Below are 24,238 nucleotides of genomic sequence, written 5' to 3'. Positions count from 1 at the left end.
CGCGGCAATAGGCTTGCCGCATGACCGACCGCGCCGTGCTCACCACCTTCTGGAACCACGTCCGCGCAGAGAATCCTGCGCTTCCGGAGCAGACGCCCGGCGCCTGGGCATTCGGTGCGACGCCCGCGCACGCCGACGCCCTGCTGGCGCTGGTGCTCGACGGGGTGAAGACCGGAACCGCCTCCGCGCAGTGGGACTACGACGAAACGGGTGATCCCGAGCCGTACGTCGGTGAGCTGAGCATCATCCTCGACGGATCCGGCGCGCCGCGCGCCGTGCTCGAGACGACCGCCGTCCGCACCGTGCCCTTCGACGAGGTCACCGAAGAGCATGCGCACTCGGAGGGAGAGGGAGACCGCACGCTCACCTACTGGCGCGAATCACACGAACGATACTGGCGCGCCCACTCCGAGAACCCCCGGGGCTTCGAGGCCGACATGCCGATCATCTGCGAGCGCTTTCGCGTCGTCCACCCCGTCTGACCCACCCGCAAGCCTCCGAGGCACGAGTCTCAGTCGCCGCGTGAACGACGACGCGAGATCAGCAGAAGCACGATTCCCACCACGAGCACGGCGCCGCCCACGCCCGCCCAGACGAAGGTCTCGGGTGCGAGGCCCGTGCTCGGCAGCTGACCGGCTCCGGTGTCGGGCGGCGAGGCCGGGGCGGGCGGATTCTGCGTGGGCGGGTCGGTCGGCGTGACGACAGCGGCCGAGATCGTGAAGTCCTGCCCGACGATCGACTCTCCCGCAGCCGTGATGACGAAGGTGGCCGTCGCCGGGCCGATGATCGTGCGTCCCTCCGGCGCGGTGATCGTCAGATCGTACGAATCCGGCGGCAGATCGGCGATGGCGTAGCCGCCGTCGGCGTCTGTCGTCGACTGCTGCGAGATATCATCCGATTCCACCGTGATGATCACTCCGGCCACGGGTGCTCCATCATCGGCGCGCACCTCTCCCGAGATCGAGCCCAGGCGGGCGAGCTCGAAATCGACGTTCGCGAGGTCGGTCGTGGTGAGGTTCTCGGTGCGAGTCGCTGGGCCCGACGCGATGTATCCATCGGGTGCGGTGATCGTGATCTCGTACTCCCCCGCCGGCAGACGCGGGAACGTGTAGGCACCGTCCTCGTCGGTGACCGTCGTGACCGTGTCGACGCCGTCATCGACGGTGATCGTGACGTCGGGCACGCCCGTTCCGGCGGCGCTGACAGTGCCGCCGAGGTCGGAGTTCTCGACCACGACCAGGTCTTCGAGGACGATCGGCTCCTCACTGTTCTCCGGCACCAGGATCTCTGTGGGCTCGATGGCGCTGAACCCGGGCGGTGGTGTGACCTCGACGGTGTGCGGGCCGACCGGCACCCCCTCGATCAGGAACTCGCCACCGGCGTCGGTCGTCGCCGGGTCGACGCCCTCGATCGTGACGATCGCGCCGGGGACGCCGGTGCCCTCGTCGCCGACGATGCGACCCGAGACCGCGACCGGCTCGATGTCGCGCACCTCGAAGGCCGCGCTGCCGTCTTCGGTCGTGAGGTCGACGGCCTGCGCGGTCGGCCCGACGGCGATCTTGCCGTCGGGCACCGTGACCGTCACCGTGTATCCGTCGGTCGCGATGAAACCGGGGAAGGAGTACATGCCGTCGGCATCCGTCGTGGTCGTTCCCACCACCGCGCCGTTCGCATCGGTGAGCGTGAGCGCGGCTTCCGGCAGCGGGCCCTCGGCCTGGTCGGTGACGGTTCCCGTGATGTCGCGTGCGATCGAGGCGAACCAGGTCTGGTAGATCGGGAACCCCGAGCGCTGGGTGAAGAAGAACGTCAGCGAGGTGATCGGCACCGAGGGCTCGAACCACGCCGCCGAGCCGCTCGTGTCGGACGCTGCCGCGTTGCCTGTCAGGGTCTGGGTCGTGGCGTCCCACGAGGGCACGTCCGTGGCGACCCCTGAGCACGAGGGCTTGCCCACGACGCCCGGTGCGCAGTAGTTGAAGCCGCCGTTGAACCCGATCTCCTCGGCCGTGAGGGTCTCGCCGTCGACGCCGATCGCCTGGATGCGCACCGAATCGGCGTCGATGTCACCCAGCACGAAGGTCCAACCGGATGCCGGCGTGGGCGTCGCGAACGAGTAGGTGGTGGTCGACGGGCTCGCGGGGCTGTCGGCCTTCGGTCGCAGATTCAGGTACTGCTGATTGACGCTGCTGCCGTACTTCTCACCGACGGGGGTGCCCTGCGAGAGCCAGGTCGATGCGCCCGAGATGACGCCGACCTGTCCGGCACGGGAGTCGGTGGTCATGGTCGCTGTCAGTGCCGGCTGCGCCGCCACCTGCACGGTGGTCGTATAGGCGCCACCCGTGCCGGTCAGCGGCTGCCAGGTCGCCCAGGCGGTCGTGGTGGCCGCGGCAGCGGGCAGAGCCCCCACGAGCACCGCGACGAGGATGATCACTCCGGCCAGGATCCCGCTCTTGGGCGCTCGCATGCGGCCAGGGTATCGATATATCGCTCAGAAAGTCGAGGAAAGAGAAGGGGCGGATGCCGTCAGCATCCGCCCCTCTCATCGGCCGTACCAGTCGGTCGTCAGACCGGATCGCCCTGCACAGGCCCCTCGGTGTTCGGCTTCCAGCCGAGCGCCGGGGCGACGTGCGTCGCGAAGGACTCGAGCACGTGGAGGCGTCGTCGAGCTTGCGGAGCGCAGGTAGAACGGTTTCGCGCCATTGCAGCTGATTGTCCGAGGTGAAGCCGATGCTTACTCGAGCGGCGTTCTGGAACTCGACGAAGAATCGGGAGCTGACGCCCGACCATTCCGCACCGGCTCGCTCGTAAAGCCATCCGACGACTGCCTCACGTATGTAAGGCGGGAAGCCTTCGATCAGTGCGTCCTCGTTGCCAGTCGGCACCACAGGGCGCCATGCTTCTCCGCTCATGCCCTCGCAGTACTGAGACCTCCGACATTCAAGCCGAGTTAGCGATCCGCACGCACTCCGCCCTGAGCGCCGACAGCTCGGGAAGCTTGCCAGGATTGCCTTGAAGGTTCAGGAGCGGCCGTTGCTGCCGGACTAGACCCAGCTCGATTACTTCGTGGTCCCTCGCGACCGTGGTCCAGTTCACCAGCAGATTCTGGTTAACCCACTCAATGATCGATCGCTCGTCGGAAGGAGCGAACGCGAAGTTTCGAGGACTCTTCATTCCGATGAGGCTGCCAGCGGTGGGACGGTAACCAAGAACCGCACCGATGCTGCGAAAGAAGGTGCCGTGTCCTCGCGCCCGAAGCTCCTGACCGAGGAACCGTTCGTTCAGGCTCCTGCGAGCGACGCCAATGTAGAGGAGGTCGTGGCCGCGGGTCTGGAGGTGAGTCGAGAAAGGGGCCGGAAGTGCAGCAGCGTCACGCATGCGGATCGCATAGATTCCGGGTTCATTCGGCACCGTGCCGTCGATTGATCCAGCGCCACGGAAGTTCCCCTGGTCAAGGAGGGTTACGCCGATGAACGAACCATCTGAACTTGCCTCCGGACTAGGAAGCGCAGATGCGTCAATCGGGTTGACGTGGGGAAGCGGCCCGCTCGCTCCAACGGTTCCGGTCAGGCGAACCGTGCTGCCCTCCGTCTCAAACCATTGGTCGTACTTGCGAGTACGTCCGTGAATCTGGAAGGCGGTAATCGGTGTACCGTTGTCCTTCCTGTAAGAGCCGCGATGGTTTATGGAGTCTGCGATCTCTGCAGTCGTCATCGGGCCGCCGCGTTCCAGCAGCACTCCCTTGATGGCTTGGTGAAGTGTCACCGTTCCCTCTCCGTGGTCCATGCGGTCTCTGAAAGCAGACTATGCCGGAGGCGGGACATCAGGGAGTGAAGCGCTCCCAGCGGCTGGTCTCTTGAAGCCCATTAGCACCGCGTCTGCTGATCTTTAGCCACCCTCGTGAGTCGGGGTCGTCTGCTCCCCAACCCATAGCGCGCTCAATCTCCTGGCGTGTCGGTGCAGGACCGTGCGTCACGACGAGCACTGAAGGCTTCTCCTCATACTCAAGGAAAGCGGTGCGCAACAAATCATTCACCGGTGCATCCTTGAAGGAGTAGCCGATGATGAGCCAGTGATCCGCGCGTCGGAGACCGTGAGCGAACATCTTGTACGCAAGGCTGAAGGGATACTCGTTCACATGCTGTGCCTTGTCGCGAGGGTTCGCCAACACAACGGCAGGACGCACGTTGGTTGTGCGTTCCCTCACAGCCTTCCACTGATCGCCGTCATCTAAGAGTTCTTTCGGGAGCTTCGCGAATATAGTGCGGCCCTTGTTTCCCCAGTAAGTCAACGAACCGTGCAGATGTAAGAGTCGAACCCGACGGGACGCCGGAAAGTCCGCCGACGTCTTTCGAAGGCCTTGAACAGTTCGCGTTTCCTCATCGTTTACAGTCACCGTCACTTGGCGGCGTCCATCCGCGAGGTCCGCGAGATCCCGGTTCTGACATACACGCATCAGCGCCGCCAGTAGGAGGGTGTCGTAATTCAGGTTACCGATGACGATGCGTCCATCGAACGATTGAAGGATTGCCGACACCAATGCGTGTAGATCAGCGGAGTCCTCATGAGAAGCGTGAGTCCGCTCGCAGATCACCTCGAGGACATGCGAAACTCCGCTGTCCCGAACTTGCTCCGCGAAAGACGCAACTCGACGGATCGCCTTCCGTAGCTTCTTGTCTTTCGGGCTGGTCAAGGTCGCGAGGGTTTCGAGAGTGCTCAACGTCCGCGATTCGGCGCCGAAAGCGCCAACAAGCTGCTCGAAGTCCTCAGAGCTTGTGACGCCATCGGGTAGCGCGCGTTCAGCAATTTCCTTCATGGCCGCAACTACATCGTCACCGTCAGCGGCTTCTATGCGTCGCATCACCTCTTCGGTGATGTTTTGAAGGTTCAGTTCGGCATTGAACGCGACGGACAATCCGTTGCCCACCAAAACGGCGGCCGCGTGAGGTGTGGGCACAGAGACTCCCCAATATCGACAATCTGTCTTCACTTTAGGGGGTCAGTCGCGCCCCCGGGGTTCGCGGTAGATCGAAGGACCGAAGCTGCAGGCTCATTCCAGCATGCGCCTTGCTCGCAAGCGATTGGTGTTCGCAAAAGCGATGAAGCAAACCCGCGCTGGGATCGAGCCTCCGCTCAAGAACCGGATGGTGACGCAACGATGCTAACGCGGTTGGCACTCGCGGCGACTCGATCCAGTGACCTCTGACGAGGGGGTGCACGCCCACCTTCGCGTTGTACGGCGCCCGACCCAACGCCAGTGCAACATACCCGGCGAACACCCCACCAGCCTTGCACTAATCAACACCCAGCCGGCTTGCGGTGGTCGTGGCGAGCAACTGGGTGGAGGTTGGTCTAATGGTTAGCTCTCGATCGACACCGTGACGCGCGAGACGGAAACCACCTCCAGGTCAGCAGCTGACGCCACGCTGGGGTGGAAGAGTGCGATGTTCACTCCGTCGTCGCTGCTGACCGAGCTTCTGTACAAGACCCCGTCGAAGCCCTTTTTCTTGATGTACTCGCACAGGTACTGCGTTGGGACGTACTCGTAAGCGACGCCGCTCGGTTGGACAGGGCGCGTTAGTTCTTCGCCCAGTCGCTCAAGGAGTGGTAGATCGGCTCGAAGTTCGATGATCAAGGTCTCGTCCCCATCGCTCAGCGGCGAGATGAGGAATCGAGGATCGCGAAGATCAGCCAGCTTGAGGTTGTCTGCGTCTGAGAGGTCGAAGCGAGCGACACATGCCCGCTCGCCGGTGTGAGGGCGAAGCTCTGCGACAGCGGTTGCGCGGGTCGACCCCAGGTAGAGGTACGGGATACCTGCGGGATTTGCTCGACCGTGTCCCGCCTTGTGACGTGGAGGTGCGCCCATGTCCGTCAGGGGGAACGCATCATCACCCGTCATTAGGCGGGCCCGATACCAGTTGCTGAACTCAAGGGCCGTGGGCGTGGTGATCAGTTGGTCAAGCAGAACTGCCAAGCGATCCATGTCCATGGGTTCTTCAAGGAACCAGCGGTTGCTGTGCATGAGCTCGTCACGTAGCTCTTCCCAGCGACGAAGATTGCCGCCGCTGGGATGCGCAATGGGCGTGAACTTCTTGCGGACGATCTCGCCGTCGTCCAGCACGTCGGCAAGTAGCTCTTTTGCCTCTGCTTCACTCAGCCTGCCGCTTGAGAACATCCTCCACTCACTCACCAGGTGTCGGATCAGGAAGTCGCCATCTGGATCCTCACTGTAGGTCGCGATGAGCGGGGCGAACCATTGACTCAGTCTGGAGGGGATGACGCAGAGCACGTCTGCCTCGCCACAGTAGTCGCAGTCCTGCCTAACGGGTTCGCATTGATCGATCAGCTGAGCCCGAATGTGCCGATCATCGAAACAAGTCGCGCAGCAGCGTCGTTCAGGCATCTGCGTGGTAGTCCGCAAGCGTCTCGATGTGATGCTTGATGGATAGTTTCTTGACATATCCCAGACCAGGGAAGTGTTTGCGCTCGTGCAGGTCGCGGAACTCTTCGACAGCCGTCGTGGAGAGGATCTTCGTGAAAGGGTCATCGACCGCTGAGATGAGTTTGGCGAGCGCCTGTGCGAACTTACCTGCCGGGTCGACCGGGGTGTCGTTTGAGTCGGACTTGAAGTGATAGACGAACATCGCGTCATCGTTCGCAGGGTCGATGTATGTCAGATGGATGGCCACAGCGTACGCGGGGCCTCCGCCCTCGCTGTAGTGATCGCCAACCGTCAGGAAGTCACCGTAACCGTCACCGCCTAGTTCTTCGTAGGTGACGTGGAGATCTGAGAACCTGTTGACAAGGTCGTAGTCCGCGTTCTTCTTCCGTTCGAACCCGTCTTCGATCAGGATGCGCCGTGCGCCCTTGAACGGGCGGCGGTAGAGCGTGTTGCGAGCGTCAAGAAAGACATGTGTTATCGAATCCGGTGGGAGGCTGTTCGCGAGAGCTTTCCCATCGGTAAACCCCCCATGCACGAGCGTTAGTGGCCGTTCAGCGTAGGGTTCGATGAGACCAAGTACGTCATCCACAGTCAGGTCACTCGTGAGAAGCAGTGCCGGGGAGATCGCGTCGTTGTCCCCATGACTGTCGGCCATGTACTGGGCCAGAATCTCGCTGCTATCCCTGTGATCGCCGTGTCTGGGATTCACGATCACCGTTGCGTTGGCGCCCTTGAGAAGTAGTTCGTCCAGTGTGCGCTGAAGTCCTTTGAAGGTCTCACGAACCGGCTCGATGATCGGATTGAAATCTGCATCTGCGATGACCGCCGCACACTCTCGGATCGCAATCAACTCGAACTGTTTGCCGCGAAAGTAGGGGAAGTACATCTTCGTTCCTAACTCCAGGTCATCACTGACGACATCAACGTACTAGTAGCTGCAGACAGATTCGCTCTCGCGCCGTCGTCTAGGTCGCCAAGCAGGGCTGCAGTCCTGATCGACGGCGGAAAAGTGCCAATGTGCGCTTCCTGAGCTGCGCGTGATCGGCTTCGCTTCAAGACGCCGACGGCATGCCGATGCACTTCGACCGGATCGAGAGCCGCGTACAGCTTCCTCATCTCCGCCCAGAGGCGGGTGTTCGGAACGTCGGGCGTCTCTATCCCGATACTTTCGAGCACCTGCGCAGCCTCGCCTGAGCGGAGAGTCTCCAACAGCGCCGTTGGGTCGATGCGTTCTGGGTGGTCGTGGGTTTCACGGACGACCTGCAACCGGAGACGAGGAGAGAGCACAAGCACGCCGACGTCATCCGGAGCGAGGCGAAGCACAGCGTCCTTCTGACGGGGGCTCGTGACCACCGTGACGCTCGCGAACACAGACCTGTAGTCGCTGAGTTGGCCAGTGAGGCGGCTGAGCGAATCTCTTTCCGACTTAATCTCGTAGGCCGTGGCAGTGCCGTTGAGGATGACTAGATCCGCCTTGGACGCCCGTGCGCGCACCTCGCTCAAAACAGTCGCTGTTCGAAGGTTGTGCCGACCGAGGGCAATCTTCTCGACTACCGAACTCCGATAGACGTAGTCGTCTCTATTGCCGGACTTCGTCAGCTTCACGTAACCGAGATCGAGTGCGTCCCGGAGCGTTGCTCCTCCTGGCAGGTCCGCTGGGACGGAAGTGTCTTGCAGCAGGCGAGCGACCAGGGGCGAACGACCGCTTCGACCAAGCTCTCGAATCGCTGCAGGGGAGAATAGCCGCGAGAGAGCAGCGAGTTCTCCGGTGGCAGATGTGCCCACGCGAAACACCCCCCGCCGTTCGGAACCGTTGACTGATTCTAGTTGGCCACTCGTTCGAGACCTGTTAGCCCACTGCGCTGCGGCGCAGGTCCGCCGGCCTCAACTAGCCGCAACCGGATCGCCCTGCACAGGCCCCTCGGTGTTCGGCTTCCAGCCGAGCGCCGGGGCGACGTGCGTCGCGAAGGACTCGAGCACGTGGAGGTTGTAGGCGGGGCCCAGCTGGTTCGGGATCGTCAGCAGCAGGGTGTCTGCCGACATGACCGCCTCGTCGGCCAGGAGCTGCTGGATCAGCACGTCGGGCTCGGCCGCATACGTCTTGCCGAACGTCGAGCGGAAGCCGTCGATGATGCCGATCTGGTCGGCGTTCTCCTCGCTGCGCAGGCCGAAGTACGCCCTGTCCATGTCGGAGACCAGCGGGAAGACACTGCGGCTCACCGAGACTCGCGGTGTACCGGTGTGGCCCGCCTCTTTGTAGGCGGCGCGGAAGAGGTCGATCTGCTCGCGCTGCAGCTGGTGGAACGGCACGCCTGTCGCCTCGGTGAGGAGCGTGGAGCTCATCATGTTGAGACCCTTGCGCCCGGTCTCCTCAGCCGTGGCCCGTGAGCCAGAGCCCCACCAGATGTGATCGCGCAGAGTCGGCGACTGCGGCTCGATCGCGAGGTAGCGCCCGGCGCCGACCATCCGCGGGTCGCCGGGGGCGAGGCCCTCGCCGTCGATGGCGCGGAGGAAGAGATCGAACTTCTCGCGCGCGATCACGCTGCCGCGCTCGGGGTCTTCCTCGTCGTGGAAGCCGAAGGTCTCGTATCCGCGCAGAGCCGTCTCGGGTGACCCACGGCTCACGCCGAGCGCGATGCGCCCGTCGGCGATCAGGTCGAGAGCGGCCGCCTCCTCAGCGAACTGGAACGGGTTCTCGTACCGCATGTCGATCACACCGGTGCCGACCTCGATGCGCTGGGTGCGTGCGGCCATGGCCGACAGCAGCGGCATGGGCGACGCCGCCTGGCGAGCCCAGTGGTGAACGCGCACCGAGGCGCCGTTCACGCCGATCTCGTCGGCACCCTCCGCGATCTCGATGGTCTGCTTCAGCATGTCTCCCGCGGTACGGGTCGCCGAACCGGGCACGTCTGCATAGTGCCCGAAGGAGAGGAATCCGAAAGCCTTCATGGTGTATTCGAACGCATAGATGCGGTGCAGTATTCCTGCATCACTCCCCCGCGATCAGCAGGCCGTCGAGCACGAGCTGTCGGATGCGGGGTTCGAGGTCGGCCCACAGCTCGACGAGCGGCACCTCGAACAGGTCGGCGAGGGCCGAGACGATCTGCATGACGGTGAGATCACCGTCGCACGCTCCTACGAATCCGGCGAGCGCGGGGTCGACCGTGATCGTTCGCGCGAATCCCCCGCCCTGTCGGAGCTCGATGATGCTCGGATCATCGTTTCCAGGGAGCAGATGGCGCGCCTCGGTGACATCGGGAGCGACGAGCAGCGTCGCGGGCACTCCTGCCGCGAGCACGTCGTGGGCGGCGAGACCCGAGCGCAGTGCACCGCTCACATTAGAGAGGGGTTGCGTCACTCGCTCGAGACGGCGCAGCGGGATGCCGTCGGCGACCGGCCGGCGCACCAGGATGTAGCCGAATCCGACCGCCGTGACGCCTCGAGCCGCGAAGTCGTCGAGCCAGGCCGTGAGCAGCGGGGTGAACGCGGCGTCTCGCGGCGTCGTGCCCCCATCTCGGATCCACAGTTCTGCGTACCCGAGCGGTGAGAGCTCCTCACGCTGGATCACCCACAGGTCGAGGTCGCCGGGAACCCACGACGAGAGGCGGTCGAGACCGGAACGACCGGTCAGCGCTGCCTGCCCCCCGCGGGATTCCCAGTTGCCGAGCAGCTGCGCCACACCTCCCGGGGTCAGGAATGACGGAACCGCACGCAGGAACTGCTCGACGAGCGCGTCGCCGACGAGGCCTCCGTCGCGGTACTCGTATTCGGGCACACCTTCTGCGCGCGGGGTGATCACGAAGGGCGGATTCGAGACGATCAGGTCGAAGGCCTCACCTGCTACGGGCTCGAACATGCTCCCCAGGCGGAACTCGATGTTCGAGACGCCGTTCAGCTGGGCGTTCAGTTCGGCATAGGCGAGCGCACGCGCCGAGATGTCGGTGGCGACGACCGAGCCTGCGTGACGAGCGACCAGAAGCGCCTGGATGCCGCATCCCGTGCCCAGATCGAGAGCGCGGTCGACTTCGACCGGCATGATGATCTCGGCGAGGGTGCGCGAGGCTCCGCCGACGCCCAGCACATGATCGGCCGGAAGCGCACCGTCGAGCGCCACCTCATCCAGGTCGCTGGCGATCCACCATTCGCCCATCCCGTCGGAGTCGACGAACGACTGCGGCCGCAGCAGAGAAGTGGGAACAACAGTGCTCCCCTCGATCCGCGCGAGCCCGAGAGCGGCGAGGCCGTCGGCGCCGAGTCTCGGCAGAGCCTCGGTCACAGCGGCGAGCGGCTGCGGCATTCCGAGCACCAGCAGCCTGCCGAGAGTGGCGAGCACGCCGTCGTCATCGGCGATCGCGCGCAGGATCGGCTCACGCAAGCCCCTGGCGAGTGCGTCGTCCGCTTCCTCGCCCCACAGGCGACGAAGCGGCTCCGAACGGAGATCCGCGTCGTCGAGATCTGCAGTGAGCGCGGTGCTGCGGAGCGGATCGGGTGCAGGGGTGAGGGTGTCGGACACGGCCGTCACTCTACGCGTCTTCAGGGTTCTCATTCAGCCGGACGCCTAGAATCACAAGGTCAGCACTCACGAGCAGCCTGGGATCCCCGGCGTTCGAGGAAGACCTTCATGACCGCGACCACCTCCGAGAACGGCCTCCGCACGCGCCTGCACCGCCTGGCACGCGGATCCGTCATCTCGGCGATCGTTCTCGGCCTGGCCGGCGCCGGCGCTCCCGGCGCGTTCGCAGCCACGGATGCCGAGTCCGAGGGCTCGTCGGTCGACCTGCTCCTCTCAGCGGGGGTGCGTGGCACGGTCGCTCCCGGATCTGCGACGACCGCCTCGATCACCGTGCAGAACGACTCCAGGTCGGAGCTCTCGTCCGGTCGCGTCACGGTGGAGATCAACCGCACTCCCCTCACCGACGAGGCCGCGATCACGACCTGGCTCGACGAGGCCGACGCGACAGGCGGCTTCGAGCAGCTCGGCTCAGACACGACCGCGCCCGTCGACGCCGAAGCATCCGCGACCACGAGCCTTCTCCTTCCGCCCGAGGTTCTCGGCGATCTGGCTCCCGGCGTCTACCCGTTGCGCGCGACCCTCAGCGGAGCGCAGACCGACGCTCAGGACGAAGCGCGATCGGTGACATCGACCACGGTGCTCGTCGTGACCGCTGCCGCGAACCCGCCCATCGCCGTGATGGTGCCGGTCACGGCGACACCCGACAACGGCGCCCTGCTGACCGCGGACGAGCTCAGTGAGCTCACCGCCCCCGAGGGCGCGCTCACCGCGGTGGTCGAGGGAGTCCGAGGGACCTCGGCGATCCTGGCTATCGACCCGGCGATCCCTGCGGCCATCAGAGTGCTCGGCTCTTCGGCGCCTGAGAGCGCCCGCGAATGGCTGCGCCTTCTCGACGCACTGCCGAACGAGCGCTTCGCCCTGCAGTTCGGCGATGCCGACGCCACCACACAGGCGCAGGCGGGCCTTCCCGCGCTCCTGCAGCCCACGACGCTCGCGCCGTTCCTCAACCCGAGCGGCTTCACCGAGCCCACAGACGGGACTCCCACGCCCACCCCCACCGCCACGCCCGCCCCGACCCCGGCCTCGGTGCCGACAGAGAGCACTGCGCCGACAGATGGCACCGCGCCGACGCCGACACCAGAGCCGAGTGACGAACCGATGCCTCAGCCCAACGACGGCCCCGTGCTGCCCGGTGACGCCGAACTCACCGCCATCGAGGGCGCGACGCCCGGCATCCTGTGGCCGCGCAGCGATGTGTCCGCCGCCGACCTCGACGTGTTCTCGACGTACATGAACGGCGCGGTCACCGTCCTGTCGTCCTCCTCGGTCGGAGGCGCCGTCGGTGCACACGCCGACGTGGGCGGCCGCAGTGTGCTGGTCACCGCCGCCGCAGCATCCGAAGCCGTATCGCGGGCCGCGAGTGAAGAAGACACCGCCGCGCGTCAACAGCGGCTCGCTGAGGCGAGCGCTCATCTCTCTCTGGCGGGTCAGGCAGATCCGGCCACGCCGATCCTGATCGGACTCGACCGCGACGAGACCCGCACGGCTGAGGCGCTCAGAGAGGCCGTCGCGTCAGTCGACTCTCTCGGATTCGGTCTCTCCGAGGTGCTCTCAGTCCCGGCGACGCCGGCGACGCTCTCGACCGAGCAAGACCAATCCCGTGCCCTGGCACTGCGAGGGATGCTCGACAGCGAGATCGTGCTCGGCGACTTCGCCTCGATCCTCGACGACACTCAGCTGCTGCTGAGCCCCAAGCGCATCCAGATCATGCGCGCGACCGGGGTCGGTCTGACCGAGAAGGGCTTCGACGACGCCGTCTCCGACGTCAACCTCGCGACGACCGAGACGCTGAACGCGGTCGACATCCCTCCCGCGAGCACCATCCAGTTGCTCTCCGCCAACGCCGACCTGCCGTTCTCGGTGCGCAACGATCTGCCGTGGCCGGTGAACATCCAGCTCAGCGTCACGCCGAGCGACCCGCGTCTCGACGTGCAGTCGGTGACACCGTGGACGATCCAACCCGGCACCACGACGAGGGTCAAGGTGCCCGTGTCCGCCCGAGTCGGCAGCGGCGAGGTCACCCTGAAGCTGTCGCTCTCGAGCCCCACCGGCGTGCCCATCAGTCAGCCAGAGAACGTCCGCGTCTCGGTGCGCGCCGAATGGGAGGCCATCGGTCTCGGGGTCTTCGGCGGCCTCATCGTGCTGCTCCTCGGTCTCGGCATCATCCGCACCATCCGGCGCCGGCGCCGCGAGGCCGACACCGAGAACGACCAGAAGACGACTTCCGAATCGGATGCCGTCGAGGAGATGAATGAGTAGTCTCGGGCGCGCCAGCGCACTGATCGGCGCGGGCACCCTCATCTCGCGCGTCACCGGTCTCCTGCGGACCATCGTCCTCGTCGGCGTGATCGGCTCGGTGGGCGCGGGCGCGGCGGATGCCTTCGCCATCGCGAATCAGCTGCCCAACAACGTCTTCTCACTGATCTCGGTCGGCGTGCTCACCGCGGTGATCATCCCGCAGATCGTCAAGGCGACTGCGGATGCCGACGGCGGCAACGCGTTCATCTCCAAGCTGTTCACCCTCGGCACAGTCGTGCTCGTCGTGATCACCGGGCTCGCGACGGTCGCGGCGCCCTGGTTGGTGTGGCTCTACGCCGGCAAGGAGGGCTCCCCGGAGTTCCTCGCGCTCGCGACGGCGTTCGCCTACTGGTGCATGCCGCAGATCCTCTTCTACGGCCTGTACGCGCTTCTCGGTGAGGCACTCAACGCTCGGCGCATCTTCGGTCCGTTCACCTGGGCGCCGGTCGTCAACAACATCGTGTCGATCGTGGGCTTCCTGATCGTCGGCGCCCTGTTCGGCGGCCCGCTCACCCGTGTCTCCGAGTGGACTCCCGAGATGATCGCGGCGCTCGGCGGAACCGCGACGCTCGGCATCGTGATCCAGGCCGCGATCCTGCTGATCTTCTGGCGTCGCACGGGTCTCGCGCTGCGCCCCGACTTCCGTTGGCGCGGGGTGGGCCTCGGCAACGTCGGAAGGCTCGCCGGATGGACGTTCCTGATGGCGCTCGCGAGCCTCGGCGCCGGGCTCGTGCAGACGCAGATCCTCACCGAGGCCTCTGGCCAAGGCGCCTCCGTCGCCACGTTCCAGTACGCCTGGCTCATCTTCATGCTGCCGTACTCGATCATCGTGCTGTCGATCGGAACGCCCTACTTCACGCAGATCAGTGAGCACGCTGCGGCCGGCAGGCACGCAGAGGTCCAGGCTGACATAGCCCAGAGCATCCGCACCCTGCTCTTCTTCATCGCGGTCGCCGTCGCCGCCGTCGCTGCGGCCGCGGTCCCCGCGTCGAGGGTGTTCACCAACCAGGCGTCGCATGCCGAAGAGGCCGCGCTCGTGCTGGTCTGCTTCCTCGTGTGCCTGGTGCCACTGACGATCCTGTTCATCGTGCAGCGCACCTTCTATGCCTACGGCGACACACGCACGCCCTTCTGGTTCACTCTCTTCCAGTGCGGCCTCGTGGTCGTCAGCGCCCTGGTCGCCCAGTGGCTGCTCGACGCCGATGTCATCGAGGTGACGATGCTGGCCGCCGCCATCGCGCTGGGTCAGTCGATCGCGAGCACACTGCAGATGATCGTGGCCAGCTGGCTTCTGCACCGCAAGATCGGCGGACTCCAGATCCGCTCCTGGATGACCGCGATCGGCCGGTACGCGGTCGCTGCCGTGCCGGCGGGATTCGCCGGCTGGGGCGTCTTCCTGCTGCTCGGCGGCCCCACGGGCTGGACCACCTCAGACAAGATCCAGGGTGCCCTCGGCACCTGCATCATCGGCATGGCCGTCGTGGTCGTCTACATCGGCATCCTGGCCCTGCTGCGTGCACCCGAGCTCAAGGTCGCGAGCTCCATGCTGCGGCGATTCCTGCCCGGCCGCTGAGCCACCTCGCGCGGGAATGTCGCGCGGTTACCATTGGTTGAAGCAGTCGAACGTCTTTCGGCGTCTCAGCATCTACGACGGAGAGCACATGCGTCAGGTCATCATCATCGGTTCCGGTCCCGCCGGATTCACCGCCGCCATCTATGCGGCGCGCGCGAACCTCAAGCCGCTGCTCATCGCGAGCACCGTCGAGGTCGGCGGAGAGCTGATGAACACCACCGAGGTCGAGAACTACCCCGGCTTCCCCGAGGGAATCCAGGGCCCCGAGCTCATGGCCAAGTTCCAGGAGCAGGCTGAGAAGTTCGGCACCGAGGTCGTCTACGACGACGTCACCGAGCTCGACCTCGCCGGCCCCGTCAAGAAGGTCACGCTGGGCAGTGGCACGGTGCACGAGGCCCAGTCGCTGATCTACGCGACCGGCTCCGCCTACCGCAAGCTCGGCATCGAGGGCGAAGAGCGCCTCTCGGGCTACGGCGTCTCGTGGTGCGCCACGTGCGACGGCTTCTTCTTCCGTGAGAAGACGATCGCGGTCGTCGGCGGCGGCGACTCGGCGATGGAAGAGGCCACGTTCCTCACCCGCTTCGCCGAGAAGGTCTACGTCATCCACCGCAAGGACTCGCTGCGTGCGTCGAAGATCATGCAGGAGCGCGCCTTCGCGAACGAGAAGATCGAGTTCATCTGGAACAGCGAGGTAGCCGAGATCCTCGGTGGCGACTCCGTCGCGGGTGTGCAGCTGCGCAACACGGTCGACGGCACGCTGAGCGACCTCCCGCTCGACGGCCTGTTCATCGCGATCGGCAACGACCCGCGCACGCACCTCGTGCACGACAAGCTCGAGCTGACCGCAGAGGGCACGATCTGGGTCGACGGCCGCTCGTCGGTCACCTCGGTGCCCGGTGTCTTCGCCGCCGGTGACGTCATCGACCCCACCTACCGTCAGGCCATCACGGCCGCCGGCTCGGGCACGGTCGCGGCCCTCGACGCCGAGCACTTCCTCGCAGATCTTGACGATGCTTCCGTCGAGTTCCCGGCTGCGGAGGCCGCCGAGATCATCACCGCCTGACCGGCAGGGAACAGTTTCACCTCGTCTGCTGTTGTAGCAGGCGAACCTCGAACAAGGAGAACTCTGATGAGTGCAAAGGCTACGAGCCAGGCGACCTGGGAGCAGGACGTTCTGCAGGCCGAAGGTCCCGTCCTCGTGGACTTCTGGGCCGAGTGGTGCGGACCATGTCGCATGGTCGCCCCGGTGCTGGACCAGATCCAGGCCGACAACCCCGACAAGATCACCATCCTCAAGCTGAACGTGGACGAGAACCCGCAGCTGGCGATGAAGTACCAGATCACCTCGATCCCCGCGATGAAGGTGTTCCAGGGCGGTGAGGTCAAGACGACCATCATCGGCGCCAAGCCGAAGCCGGCCCTCGAGCAGGACCTCGCCGCGTTCATCGGCTGATCCCGCGCCGACAAGGGCCGTCACTCCTTCGGGAGTGGCGGCCCTTTCTCATGCCACCTACTTGTCGTAGACCGGCACAGGGGCGAGCCCCCGTGCCGCCCGAGCGCGGTCGACGATCTCGTGGATCACGGGCGTCTTCGCGGCGTTGTACGTCGAGATCCCGCGTGCGGCAGCGGCCACGGCGTCGCACTTGGCGTGGGAATAGCGATCCGCATCCTCCGGGTGCGCGAGCAACCAGTCCCGCAGCAGGCGCTGATGCACGGCATCCCACTCCCCCGCGGTGAAGAAGTGCGCGATCGCGCTGCGGACGCCGTCGGCTTCGAGGATCATCACGGGGTGCGTGCGCACAGCGCTGCCGAGGCGCCATCCAGCGGCCTCCAGCGCCGCGCTGTGGGCCTCCACGTCGTCTGAGTCTCGGACGCGCACCGCCAGATCGATGATGGGCTTGGCGCGCATTCCCGGGACCGCCGTCGAACCGATGTGCTCGATCGTCCACTCGGTATCCCCGAGCGTGCGCAGCTCTGCAGCGATCCTCTCGAACTGCTGCGGCCAGGAGGGGTCGTAGCCCACGAGCATCCGAGGCATCGTGTGGTGGCCCTCAGGAGCGGTCGGCGACCGAGGGGTCCCAGCGACGGTGGCGCTGCTTCTCGTCGAGAAGTCCCCAGACCGCCGGCGTCAGCTCCGGGTACTCCAGCGCGATCTGGCGAAGCACCCGATAGTGGCGTGCCTCATTCGGGCGCACACCGTCGTTGGCCGTGATGTTGTCGGCACGCAGCAGGTAGACGACAAGCTCGTCGACGCTGGGCAGCTCCTCCATGAAGTCCCAAGGGTCTTCTCCACCGAGAAGCCTCTCCTGGATCAGCACGGCGAGTTCGTCCGACGCTTCTGCTCGCAGCACTTCGAGGCTGGCGCGGCGCGGAACGGACTCGGTCATGCGTCCAGCCTACGACGCCTTGCGAGTGCCCCGGCGCTCCACCTTCAGCTCGTCGGTCATCTCTTCGAGCTCTTTGCCCTTGGTCTCGGGAACCTTGAAGTACACGAAGAAGAACGACACCAGAGCGAAGAACGCGTAGAAGCCATAGGCGAACGTGAGCCCGATCTCCGCGAAGATCGGGAACGTCGTCGAGATGAAGAAGTTGGCAGCCCACTGTGCCGCTGCGGCGACCGCGAGTGCCCCTGCACGGATGGAGTTCGGGAAGATCTCGCCCAGAAGCACCCACACCAGCGGACCCCAGGTGGCTCCGAAGAAGACCACGAAACCGTTCGCGCAGATCAGTGCGACCGTCGCCCACGGATCAGGCAGCGTCGCCGCCCCTTCGGCGTCGAGGGTGCCGAACGAGAAGGCCAGCGCCATCAGCCCGAGGGTCACGGTCATGCCGACCGAACCGACCAGGAGCATGATGCGGCGCCCGACCTTGTCGACGAGCAGGATCGCGATGATCGTCACGACGATGTTCGTCACCGACGTGATCACCGACGTCAGGAGGGCACTGGACTCATCGAACCCGACCGACTGCCACAGTGTGGTCGAGTAGTAGAAGATGACGTTGATGCCGACGAACTGCTGGAAGACCGACAGCAGGATGCCGACCCAGACGATCGGCTTCAGCCCCAGACGGCTGCCGCGCAGGTCGCTCAGCGACTCCTTGCGCTCGGTGTCGATCGTGCTCGTGATCTCCTTGATCTTGGCATCGACGTCGACAGCGCCCGTGACCGTCTCCAAGACCTCCGAGGCGCGCTTCAGATCTCCCTTGCGCACGAGATAACGCGGCGACTCCGGCAGACGCAGCGCCATGATCCCGTATACGAGTGCGGGGACCGCCTCGACGATGAACATCCACCGCCAGGCCGTCAGGCCCCACAGGGGCTGATCAGCGGCGCCGGCCAGCCCTGCCAGCCACGCGTCCGAGAGCAGTGCGGCGAAAATGCCGGTGACGATGGCGAGCTGCTGCAGCGAGCCGAGTCGACCACGCACGCGAGCGGGTGAGACCTCGGCGATGTACGCGGGGGCGATGACGGATGCTGCGCCGACGCCGAGTCCGCCGATGACACGCCAGATGATGAGGTCGACCACGCTGAAGGCGAGACCTGAACCGATGGCCGAGATGAAGAACATGGCGGCGGCGAAGACCATCACCGGGATGCGACCGCGCTTGTTCGCGATCGGCCCGGCGAACCAGGCTCCCACTGCACAGCCGATCAGTGCCGACGAGACCGCGAAGCCTTTCAGGCCCACGCCGAGGTCGAATCCGGAGACGTCACCCGCCAACGCGTCGACAGCGCCATTGATGACGGCCGTATCGAAACCGAAGAGGAAGCCCCCGAGTGCTGCGGCGATACTCACCGCGATCACTCGTCGCTGGAACTTCGCGGGATCCTGTACTCCGGACATGGCCTTCCCCCTCATCGTCGAGATGTCGCGAGTCTAGGTGAACACACGACTGACCGTACGTAGATCATGCGGGGCCGTATCCCGACTCACCCAGTTCGCTGAGAATGCGGTTCAGGTCCTGAATCGAGGCGAAATCGATGATGACCTGGCCCTTTCGTGCACCTAGCGAAACCTTGACGCGGGTGTTGAGGCGATCCCCGAGGTTGCCGGCGACCTCGTCGAGATAGGCACGGCGGGCACCGGGCGTCGCCTTGGCCGCGGAGCGAGTCGGGCCTGCGGGCTGGGTCTTCGCCGCGACCTCGGTGGCTCGCACCGACAGGTCCTCGTTCACGACCTTGTCGGCCAGCCGCTGCATCGCCTCCGGCGACTCGAGGCTGAGGATGGCACGAGCGTGTCCGGCGGTCAGCACACCGGCGGCGACGCGCTGCTGCACCGGCATGGGCAGCTTGAGCAGACGGATCGTGTTGCTGATCTGCGGACGCGATCGACCGATGCGAGTGGCCAGCTCCTCCTGCGTGATGCCGAAGTCCTCGAGCAGCTGCTGGTAGGCCGAGGCCTCTTCGAGCGGGTTCAGCTCGGAGCGGTGCAGGTTCTCGAGCAGTGCGTCGCGGAGGAGGTCTTCGTCGGCGGTCTCACGGACGATGGCGGGGATCTTCTCGAGGCCCGCTTCGCGCGCGGCACGGGTGCGCCGCTCCCCCATGATCAGCTCGTACTCGCCGTCGCTGTTCTTGCGCACGACGACTGGCTGCAGCACCCCGAACTCACGCACGCTGTGCACGAGTTCAGCAAGGTCTTCCACGTTGAAGTGCGTACGCGGCTGGCGCGGGTTCGGCACGATCTTCTGCGGATCGACCTGGATCAGGTGGATGCCGGGAACAACCTCGAGGTCGGCTTCTGCGGCGGGCTGGTCGCTGGCCTGATCCGTCGCCGGACGCAGATTGGCGCCGGGGAAGAACACATCCACGGGACGCTCGGACTGATCAGCTGTGGGAATGAGGGCACCGATGCCCCGACCCAGTCCAGTGCGCTTCGCCATCATTTCTCCTTGCTCTGCGTCGCCGTCCGCGACGCGATCTCGACAGCGGCCTCGCGATACGCGACGGCGCCGGCGGATTGCCCATCGTAGGCGATCACGGTCTGACCGAAACTCGGTGCCTCCGACACCCGCACCGAGCGCGGGATGACGGTGTCGAGCACCTGATCGGGGAAGTGTGTGCGGACCTCGTCGGCCACCTGCTGCGCCAGCCGGGTGCGGCCGTCGAACATCGTCAGCAGAATCGTCGAGAGATGAAGCCCGGGATTCAGGTGCTTCTGGATCATCTGGATGCTGCCGAGAAGCTGGCTCAGTCCCTCGAGTGCGTAGTACTCGCACTGGATCGGGATGAAGACCTCGTTCGCCGCCGTGAAGGCGTTGATCGTGAGCAGCCCGAGAGACGGAGGGCAGTCGATGATCACGAAATCCATCGGGTTGTCGACGAGATACTCATCGAGTGCTCGTCGCAGCCGATGTTCACGTGCGACCTGAGCGACCAGCTCGATCTCGGCGCCGGCGAGGTGGATGGTGCTCGGGGCGCAGAAGAGGTTCTTGTCCTCCGGGCTCTGCTGCACGATGTCGGCGAGCGGGAGGTCGTCGATCAGCACGTCATACACACTCTGAGTGTCTGCGTTGTGCGGCACACCGAGAGCGGTCGACGCGTTGCCCTGGGGGTCGAGGTCTATGACCAGGACCTTCGCTCCGAGACCCGCCAGTGCCGAAGCGACGTTGACGGCGCTCGTGGTCTTGCCCACGCCGCCCTTCTGGTTCGACACCGTGAGGATGCGGGTATCTCCGGTGAAGTCGATGTTCACCGTCTCGAGCACTCGGCGTCGAGCGGAGAGGTCGGCGAGTTCCCGCGCGAGCGGCGTATCCATCCCGAAAGAATCTTTCGGTGATGCCTTTTCGGGCTGTTTCACGTGAAACATCCACTCCTTTCGGGGCCGTCCTCCACTCTAATCGCTGCGACGGACGTTGCCGTGTCGAAGGTGGCCCCGGCCGCTCGGATCGCTGGCGATAGCGAGGCTGCTGGGCGGCATCAGGTCTGCGGATTCAGCGGTTCCGCGATGACTCCACCGTCAAGCCGCGCGCGCTCAGCGGAGCAGCTCTTCAACCCGATCGACGATGTGACGGAGAGGCTGCGTGGCGTCAATCTCGACTGTCGCTGTCGCACGAAGCAGCGGCTCAACCGACGCGTGATTCGACCTGATCTCTTCACGCTCGGCCGCAGTCGACCCGTAGGGGTTCGTGGTTCGTTGGCGCACCCGATCGAGCAGTACTGAGACGGGCGCCGACAACAGCACGACGTGGTCGAAGCGATCGTAGAAGTCGCCCTGATTCTCGACGGTGCCCGACACCACCAGCTCCGTGCTCTCCCCGAGAAGGGCGCCCATCAGCATGTCATCCCACATCCCCGACTCCGTCGTCCACGGGCCGTAGTCCGTATCGACCGTCGGGTGACCCCGCTCCCCCAACTGACGAAGAACGCTCGACTTGCCTACCCCTGACATCCCGGTGATGAGCAAGCGAACCATCCCCTCACAATATCGATGTTTCACGTGGAACTGACCGCCTGATAGCGCGCCAGTCTGCGGACCCGGCCGATCGATGGTCATGCGAAGCCCGGGCTACGTGCGCTCGGTACTGAGCACCTCCCGGTACCGAGCTGTTGCTCTCGCGCGTCGCGCAAAAGAGCAACAGTGGTGCCGACTCAGCTGGACGCTGGCCTCTACCGAGCCATGGCGCCCTCGGTTCTCACCCCGGTTCTTCAGCGCCTCGATTGCCGCATCTGTCCCGTCGCGTCCACCCGGCAGGCTGTGGGACATCAGCGCCAGGAAATCAACCGCCGGCGAGCCCCCATACGCGAAGGTGACGCGCCTGTTTCACGTGGAACACCGAACTGGACTGCCGCTGCCCCGACAGAGCACCTCACGTGTCTTTCCAACTGCCCACTCTCGACGCAGCCCCAGCAATGCCCCAGAACCTGCGAACCGTACATAGGACGCTGGAATCGCCGGTGCGTCCCGCAACGAGGGCGGACCCGCGGTGTTCCTAGGCGGGCAGTGCGCAGGGTCTCCCCGCGGCTACGCGACACCTGGCCCCAATCTGAAAACCCTCGAGTAGTCCCGGCAGCACCCGGAGAGCATCGGCGCAGGGAGCTGTACGCGCTGGGCCCTTCCCCCAAGGGCTATCGATCCAGGTCTTTTTGCGCAGATCACGAGGACGAATCATCTTCGGACTACGAAACACCGCAAAGTTCCCGTTCTCGCCGCGCTGATATGCCACCGAACACACCGACCATGCCCATGATGCCCACCATGCCCACCATCGACGTATCTCCGCCGCGCACTGGAGTACCGGTGCGCGCCTTCGCAGACACTGGTGTGCTGTGTCGAAGGCGTTTCGGGGGGTGTTCACGTGAAACGGCCCCGGTTCGTCGCCCCACATACAAGGAACATCACAGGACTGCGGTGCTCGCCGCCGCGGCATTCCTCATCTCACCCTCGCCCACCAGGGGACATCTCCACACCACCCCGGGCATCATCTGGAACCTGTAGGCGCTGCTGTGCAGTCCAGCGCGTGTCCTCCGCGTGCCTCAAGCGAACGACGCAGTTCGACAAGTCTCCGCTTTTCAGACCACAGTGGACCCCGCTCTATCGTCGCGGTCGCGTCACACACCGCTCCCGCCAGCCCGACGTTGAATGCGTATCGATGCGGGTGTTTCACGTGAAACACCCGCATCGGCGGTCACCGGGCTCATGAGACAACTCGGAATCCCGGTACAGGGTCCCGCCGATGGGAACCCGCCCCGGTAGTGCACCTCAGCAGCAGATCTCACTGGCGGCTTCTCCCAGATTGCAGGGCCGCAGAGTGGCGGGCTCGGTCACGCCTACCGGCTCGCCTTGGTGTCATGACTGCTGGACTGTTCTGACAGAGCACTCAACTGTGCAACTGCAACTGCAACTGCGGGCCGGGTCGGTTCACCGCGAGCCAAGACCACGCCAGCTACCGTGTGCCGCGGGCCTGGGTGATCCCCCGCCCTGTCCCCTGCATGCTCGCAAGGGGGCGCCCGCGAGAAGGCAAGCGACGATCAGGCCGTCGTACATCCCGCACCCGCGCGCAGGGACGCCTGTCCATCGCCCCACAGCATGCCGCGCAGATCGCCGACGAAGCGGAGGTGGCTCCGCAACAACTCCGACATTCCACAAACATCGGCTGCCCTCTCCTCATCGAAAGGGCAACTGCTGCCCCTCGTTCACACGGCGCCTAGAGAATCTGCCCCTTGGACTTTCAGCTGGTACACCCGTATCTGTGCCTCGGTAGCCAGACCCACGGCACACCAGCGACATCCTGACCCACGTTCCCAGGAAGATCGATCGCATCATGGACAGGGGTCCCCTATGTTTCACGTGAAACGACGATCCGCACACCGTGTCGCGGTGCCTCACCTTGATCGAGACCACGGTTCAGCGCGCGGTCTCATTTCGCCGGAATCGCATTCGAGAGAAGGCTCAATCCCCCAACCCCGCCGACTCGCGGTACCGGCCGGCAACCGGCACTACGGGTTCACTACTTGCCACGGTGCGCTCGCGGAGATCGGTCGGTGGGCGCAGTCACCGTTGCGCAAAGTCACCCGGCCGCTTGCCAGGCTTGCGCACCGTACTCAACACCGACACCGACACCGATCTCGCCGACATCGACACCGATTCCACCGACGCCGGCTCCTACGCCGACGACGCCGAAGCCGATGCCGAGCCCCAGACCGATCCCGAGACTGCGGCCGACGCCCACGCCGATCCAAGTCCGCGTTCCAGCGCTAACACTGAGCCGAAAGGGGCTCTAGATGGGTCGCGGCCCGCGAAAAGAAGCGTTTCACGTGAAACATGTACACGAGCTGTGGCCGCGCGCTCCCCGAGCATGAAGCCCCGTCGACCTTCTACCGCATGACTCCTCATCGCGTCTCCTCCTCGGACATGAGTTCGATGCCGATGAACCTGCCGACGCGTTGCGGCACGTTTCACGTGAAACACAGCCCACCTGTCGTCTCGGTTGTACTCTCGCGCCCCGCGCAGCGTGCTCATCCGGGTCACCTCACCGGAAGAGCTCGTATCCGATTGGTGGAGTCTCAATCCCGGCGCCAAGGCGACCCGATCAATAGACCCCCACCACACGCGGGATCGGATCCCCATCCACAAGCACGACCGGGGCGGCATCGAGCCGCAGTCGTGGGTACGCACGAAGAAAGGAAAGTGAAGACATCGACCAGCCTCCGTGACCCAGGGTGTGCGACGCCCGAGTCGCAGCAGCTCGTCGCCCACTCCTTGCAACAGTGGTCCGCGTAGGCAGGGGAAATCTCTAGACACCTAGCCCCCAGCCACAGCGCTGGCTGTCGGCTTAGGTCAGACGCCCACCCTATTCACCGCGATCCGACGGGACCATGAACGTCTACGAGCGTAAACCCCTACTCAGCCGCCCAGCC

Annotated in this window: 20 protein-coding genes and 1 pseudogene; 5 read left to right on the top strand and 16 right to left on the bottom strand. The window is 65.1% G+C overall.

All coding sequences use genetic code 11. The features are described from left to right. Positions 1–20 precede the first annotated feature (20 nt). Positions 21–482, top strand: coding sequence for an ASCH domain-containing protein (locus ACLKOY_RS11455; protein WP_436453717.1), 462 nt, complete (start codon positions 21–23; stop codon positions 480–482). A gap of 29 nt (positions 483–511) precedes the next feature. On the opposite strand, the gene ACLKOY_RS11450 is transcribed toward ACLKOY_RS11455, so the two are convergent. From ACLKOY_RS11450 to ACLKOY_RS11410, 9 genes and pseudogenes are all read right to left on the bottom strand, one after another. Next, positions 512–2,461: an MSCRAMM family protein gene (locus ACLKOY_RS11450; RefSeq protein WP_436453716.1), complete on the bottom strand. Its 1,950-nt coding sequence runs from the start codon at positions 2,459–2,461 to the stop codon at positions 512–514. A 98-nt stretch (positions 2,462–2,559) separates the two neighbouring features. Then, positions 2,560–2,652 (bottom strand): annotated as a pseudogene (locus ACLKOY_RS11445) (LLM class flavin-dependent oxidoreductase); the annotation flags it as partial. A gap of 282 nt (positions 2,653–2,934) precedes the next feature. After that, complete coding sequence (locus ACLKOY_RS11440; protein ID WP_436453715.1) at positions 2,935–3,759, bottom strand: GIY-YIG nuclease family protein; 825 nt, start codon at positions 3,757–3,759, stop codon at positions 2,935–2,937. Positions 3,760–3,817: 58 nt separating this feature from the next. Continuing rightward, positions 3,818–4,951: an SIR2 family protein gene (locus ACLKOY_RS11435; RefSeq protein ID WP_436453714.1), complete on the bottom strand. Its 1,134-nt coding sequence runs from the start codon at positions 4,949–4,951 to the stop codon at positions 3,818–3,820. Positions 4,952–5,353: 402 nt separating this feature from the next. Then, on the bottom strand, positions 5,354–6,397 hold the full coding sequence (locus ACLKOY_RS11430; RefSeq protein ID WP_436453713.1) for an RES family NAD+ phosphorylase: 1,044 nt from the start codon (positions 6,395–6,397) through the stop codon (positions 5,354–5,356). Continuing rightward, positions 6,390–7,322 carry a sce7725 family protein gene (locus tag ACLKOY_RS11425; RefSeq protein ID WP_436453712.1) on the bottom strand — a complete coding sequence of 311 codons (933 nt, stop codon included), beginning with the start codon at positions 7,320–7,322 and terminating at the stop codon, positions 6,390–6,392. Before ACLKOY_RS11425 ends, ACLKOY_RS11430 begins: the two co-directional genes overlap by 8 nt. Before the next feature lie 8 nt (positions 7,323–7,330). After that, complete coding sequence (locus ACLKOY_RS11420) at positions 7,331–8,221, bottom strand: sce7726 family protein (RefSeq protein ID WP_436453711.1); 891 nt, start codon at positions 8,219–8,221, stop codon at positions 7,331–7,333. Positions 8,222–8,320: 99 nt separating this feature from the next. Continuing rightward, positions 8,321–9,385, bottom strand: coding sequence for an LLM class flavin-dependent oxidoreductase (locus ACLKOY_RS11415; RefSeq protein ID WP_436453710.1), 1,065 nt, complete (start codon positions 9,383–9,385; stop codon positions 8,321–8,323). A gap of 40 nt (positions 9,386–9,425) precedes the next feature. Next, positions 9,426–10,982, bottom strand: a complete 1,557-nt coding sequence (locus ACLKOY_RS11410) for a DUF7059 domain-containing protein (RefSeq protein WP_436453709.1) — start codon at positions 10,980–10,982, stop codon at positions 9,426–9,428. Positions 10,983–11,057: 75 nt separating this feature from the next. Here ACLKOY_RS11410 and ACLKOY_RS11405 point away from each other — a divergent pair, with 75 nt between their 5' ends. From ACLKOY_RS11405 to trxA, 4 genes are all read left to right on the top strand, one after another. Beyond that, entirely contained in the window at positions 11,058–13,268 is a 2,211-nt protein-coding gene (locus ACLKOY_RS11405; protein WP_436453708.1) for a DUF6049 family protein, read from the top strand. Then, a complete protein-coding gene (gene murJ, locus ACLKOY_RS11400) occupies positions 13,261–14,880 on the top strand; it encodes a murein biosynthesis integral membrane protein MurJ (RefSeq protein WP_436453707.1) in 1,620 nt (539 codons plus the stop codon). The genes ACLKOY_RS11405 and murJ overlap by 8 nt, the downstream gene beginning before the upstream one ends. 88 nt (positions 14,881–14,968) lie before the next feature. Beyond that, on the top strand, positions 14,969–15,943 hold the full coding sequence (gene trxB, locus ACLKOY_RS11395) for a thioredoxin-disulfide reductase (RefSeq protein WP_436453706.1): 975 nt from the start codon (positions 14,969–14,971) through the stop codon (positions 15,941–15,943). 66 nt (positions 15,944–16,009) lie between these two features. After that, on the top strand, positions 16,010–16,333 hold the full coding sequence (gene trxA, locus ACLKOY_RS11390) for a thioredoxin (protein ID WP_042541543.1): 324 nt from the start codon (positions 16,010–16,012) through the stop codon (positions 16,331–16,333). Between the two features lie 57 nt (positions 16,334–16,390). Here the strand turns inward: trxA and ACLKOY_RS11385 are convergent, their stop codons facing one another. From ACLKOY_RS11385 to ACLKOY_RS11355, 7 genes are all read right to left on the bottom strand, one after another. Beyond that, positions 16,391–16,909: a GrpB family protein gene (locus ACLKOY_RS11385; protein WP_436453705.1), complete on the bottom strand. Its 519-nt coding sequence runs from the start codon at positions 16,907–16,909 to the stop codon at positions 16,391–16,393. A gap of 22 nt (positions 16,910–16,931) precedes the next feature. Then, positions 16,932–17,267, bottom strand: a complete 336-nt coding sequence (locus ACLKOY_RS11380; protein WP_140038535.1) for a tryptophan synthase subunit alpha — start codon at positions 17,265–17,267, stop codon at positions 16,932–16,934. 9 nt (positions 17,268–17,276) lie between these two features. Next, entirely contained in the window at positions 17,277–18,725 is a 1,449-nt protein-coding gene (locus tag ACLKOY_RS11375; protein WP_363573348.1) for a sugar porter family MFS transporter, read from the bottom strand. Positions 18,726–18,789: 64 nt separating this feature from the next. Beyond that, a complete protein-coding gene (locus ACLKOY_RS11370) occupies positions 18,790–19,761 on the bottom strand; it encodes a ParB/RepB/Spo0J family partition protein (protein WP_363573346.1) in 972 nt (323 codons plus the stop codon). Then, positions 19,761–20,636, bottom strand: a complete 876-nt coding sequence (locus tag ACLKOY_RS11365; RefSeq protein WP_436453704.1) for a ParA family protein — start codon at positions 20,634–20,636, stop codon at positions 19,761–19,763. Before ACLKOY_RS11365 ends, ACLKOY_RS11370 begins: the two co-directional genes overlap by 1 nt. 216 nt (positions 20,637–20,852) lie before the next feature. Further along, the gene (locus ACLKOY_RS11360; protein ID WP_436453703.1) at positions 20,853–21,293 is read right to left on the bottom strand and encodes an AAA family ATPase; all 441 of its coding nucleotides are present in this window, start codon (positions 21,291–21,293) and stop codon (positions 20,853–20,855) included. A 2,095-nt stretch (positions 21,294–23,388) separates the two neighbouring features. Continuing rightward, positions 23,389–23,550, bottom strand: a complete 162-nt coding sequence (locus tag ACLKOY_RS11355; protein WP_436453702.1) for a hypothetical protein — start codon at positions 23,548–23,550, stop codon at positions 23,389–23,391. Positions 23,551–24,238 lie beyond the last annotated feature (688 nt).

The sequence above is a fragment of the Microbacterium sp. K2 genome (assembly GCF_051365005.1).
Taxonomy (GTDB): domain Bacteria; phylum Actinomycetota; class Actinomycetes; order Actinomycetales; family Microbacteriaceae; genus Microbacterium; species Microbacterium foliorum_B.
The sequence above is the reverse complement of the archived record's forward strand: the minus strand, read 5'-3'. Positions and strand labels throughout refer to the sequence as shown.

Bases quoted from the DNA above. Each gene is read 5' to 3' on its own strand.
- ACLKOY_RS11365 (WP_436453704.1), bottom strand. From the start codon at position 20,636: ATGGATACGCCGCTCGCGCGGGAACTCGCCGACCTCTCCGCTCGACGC.
- ACLKOY_RS11405 (WP_436453708.1), top strand. From the start codon at position 11,058: ATGACCGCGACCACCTCCGAGAACGGCCTCCGCACGCGCCTGCACCGC.
- ACLKOY_RS11375 (WP_363573348.1), bottom strand. From the start codon at position 18,725: ATGTCCGGAGTACAGGATCCCGCGAAGTTCCAGCGACGAGTGATCGCG.
- ACLKOY_RS11385 (WP_436453705.1), bottom strand. From the start codon at position 16,909: ATGCTCGTGGGCTACGACCCCTCCTGGCCGCAGCAGTTCGAGAGGATC.
- trxA (WP_042541543.1), top strand. From the start codon at position 16,010: ATGAGTGCAAAGGCTACGAGCCAGGCGACCTGGGAGCAGGACGTTCTG.
- ACLKOY_RS11455 (WP_436453717.1), top strand. From the start codon at position 21: ATGACCGACCGCGCCGTGCTCACCACCTTCTGGAACCACGTCCGCGCA.
- ACLKOY_RS11370 (WP_363573346.1), bottom strand. From the start codon at position 19,761: ATGGCGAAGCGCACTGGACTGGGTCGGGGCATCGGTGCCCTCATTCCC.
- ACLKOY_RS11450 (WP_436453716.1), bottom strand. From the start codon at position 2,461: ATGCGAGCGCCCAAGAGCGGGATCCTGGCCGGAGTGATCATCCTCGTC.
- ACLKOY_RS11425 (WP_436453712.1), bottom strand. From the start codon at position 7,322: ATGTACTTCCCCTACTTTCGCGGCAAACAGTTCGAGTTGATTGCGATC.
- ACLKOY_RS11410 (WP_436453709.1), bottom strand. From the start codon at position 10,982: ATGAGAACCCTGAAGACGCGTAGAGTGACGGCCGTGTCCGACACCCTC.
- ACLKOY_RS11430 (WP_436453713.1), bottom strand. From the start codon at position 6,397: ATGCCTGAACGACGCTGCTGCGCGACTTGTTTCGATGATCGGCACATT.
- ACLKOY_RS11415 (WP_436453710.1), bottom strand. From the start codon at position 9,385: ATGAAGGCTTTCGGATTCCTCTCCTTCGGGCACTATGCAGACGTGCCC.
- trxB (WP_436453706.1), top strand. From the start codon at position 14,969: ATGCGTCAGGTCATCATCATCGGTTCCGGTCCCGCCGGATTCACCGCC.
- murJ (WP_436453707.1), top strand. From the start codon at position 13,261: ATGAGTAGTCTCGGGCGCGCCAGCGCACTGATCGGCGCGGGCACCCTC.
- ACLKOY_RS11360 (WP_436453703.1), bottom strand. From the start codon at position 21,293: ATGGTTCGCTTGCTCATCACCGGGATGTCAGGGGTAGGCAAGTCGAGC.
- ACLKOY_RS11380 (WP_140038535.1), bottom strand. From the start codon at position 17,267: ATGACCGAGTCCGTTCCGCGCCGCGCCAGCCTCGAAGTGCTGCGAGCA.